Here is a 1,596-nt window from a genome sequence, read left to right on the forward strand (position 1 = left end):
GAAGGAAGTGACGGGGTAATACTGTAACCCATCGGTGTTATCCTACGGATACGGTAATCCTCTGCAACATAAAGCTCTCCGATACTGTTCATACCAACACCTCTGAGTGCTTTAAATTTTGCAGCTGTACCTATACCATCGGCATAGTTAGAAGTACCGTCACCGGCTACGGTACTTACAGCACCTGTAGAAGCAATTACCCTTCTTAACCTGAAGTTACCGTTATCAGATACATAAAGGTTACCTTTGGAATCAGATGCAATACAAGTAGGGTTATTAAACAGTGCAGCAGTGCCTGTACCATCAGCGTACCCTGCACCGTTTCCGGCCAGGGTCGTTACAACCCCATCCAGCGTTACCTTCCTTATTCTACGGCTACTAAATTCTGTAACATAAAGGCTGTTGGTAGCAGCATCATAGGCGATATCATATGGATTATAGAAAGCCGCTGACGTACCCGTGCCATCGGTTGAACTTTGCGAACCGCTACCCGCTAAGGTCGTTACAACACCCGAAGGGGTGATCTTACGGATCCTGTTATTGGAATACTCCGCAATATATAAATTACCGGAAGGGTCAATAGTGATACCCCTCGGATCCTGAAAAGTCGCTGCCGTACCAGTGCCATTTGTAGCACCAGCAGTGCCACTGCCCGCAAAGGTACTAACTACACCTGAAGGAGTGATCTTACGGATCCTGTTATTGCTATAATCTGCAACATAAAGATTGCCTGAAGCATCAATGGCTAATCCCTCAGGACCATTGAAAGTGGCATTTGTGCGTGGGCCATTGTCAGAACCCGCACTTCCAGTACCCGCGAAAGTACTAACAATACCATCTGGCGTGATCTTACGGATCTTATGGCTACTACCATCGGCAACATAGGCATTGTTAGCACTATCAAATACTATTTTATTTATTCCATTAAAACTGGCCGACGTACCGCTACCATCTGCTGTACCCGAACTTCCAGTACCCGCAAAGGTACTTACCGATGCATTTGAGGATGTTAAGGCAAGCCCAAAGCCCGGAGTGCCCGTTACCGTAGGGGCCAGCACTGTAATGGCTGAATTAAGCAAATAATCATTAGGGCCACTATAGCTCAGTGCTGTAGGAGCTGATGCTATTGTGGTAAAAATAATGTTTTCACCATAGGTAGTACCCCTGCTGTTGGTGGTATACGCCCTGGCGTAATATGTAGTAGAGGGGCTAAGGCTGCTAAGTGCACCACTGAATGTACCTAAACCCGTACCCATATCGGTTACCTTAGTCCCAGTAATATCCGGATTTATAGCCGTACCATAACAGATACCGCGTTCGGTTGAAGTAATACCTCCGTCTGAAGTAACATTGCCTGCAACTGCAGCACCGGTAGATGTAACCGATGAGACAAGGCCTGTAATTACACTAGCTGTCGAAGTTACTGATAAATTAAACGTAGCTGTAGTACTGCCTCCGTTATTGGTTGCCGTAACCGTATAATCTGCAGGATAGCTTAATACCGTAGGTGTACCTGACACCTGGCCCGTAACACCACTAAATGTTAAACCAGAAGGAAGTGACGGGGTAATACTGTAACCCATCGGTGTTATCCTA

The 1,596-nt window shown here is 46.3% G+C and carries 1 protein-coding gene; it reads right to left on the minus strand.

Annotated elements, in window-relative coordinates; translation table 11 throughout:
- The coding region (locus DEU42_RS17310; RefSeq protein ID WP_199509112.1) for an NHL repeat-containing protein at positions 1 to 1,596 on the minus strand (1,596 nt) is incomplete at both ends.

This window comes from Flavobacterium sp. AG291 (assembly GCF_003350375.1).
Classification (GTDB): domain Bacteria; phylum Bacteroidota; class Bacteroidia; order Flavobacteriales; family Flavobacteriaceae; genus Flavobacterium; species Flavobacterium suzhouense.